Origin of the sequence: Pseudophaeobacter profundi, assembly GCF_029697505.1 — a bacterium.
Taxonomy (GTDB): domain Bacteria; phylum Pseudomonadota; class Alphaproteobacteria; order Rhodobacterales; family Rhodobacteraceae; genus Pseudophaeobacter; species Pseudophaeobacter profundi.
The window spans coordinates 1-283 of record NZ_JARJEF010000189.1 but is presented as its reverse complement, the minus strand read 5'-3'; the positions used below and the strand labels follow the sequence as shown (position 1 = coordinate 283).

Annotated in this window: 1 protein-coding gene; it reads right to left on the bottom strand. The window is 67.1% G+C overall.

Going from position 1 to position 283, the window contains the following annotated elements; translation table 11 throughout:
• A partial coding sequence (locus P2081_RS20700; RefSeq protein ID WP_278924670.1) for an uS2 family ribosomal protein occupies positions 1–283 on the bottom strand: 283 nt, incomplete at both ends.

The window sequence follows — 283 nt, the reverse complement described above, 5'->3', positions numbered from 1 at the left end:
CGCGGTCCAGTCCTCGGTGGCAGTGAAGGGTGCGGCGGCGGGGGCGGCGGCCGGAGCCACATCGTCGGCCCAGTTGCCGTGAGACACGGGCGCCGCCGGCACTTCCGCGGTCTCTGTCCAAGTCTCCGTCGGACTCACATAGTCCACCTCCGGCTTGGGTGCCGGTGCGGCCGCCACCTCCTTCGTGGCCTGCTCCTCCTTCTCTGCCTCTTCAGGGTCCCTGTAGAAGAAGAGATCGACGACGACGTTCCACTTCTTGTCCCTGGGTTCAGAGCCACGGAAG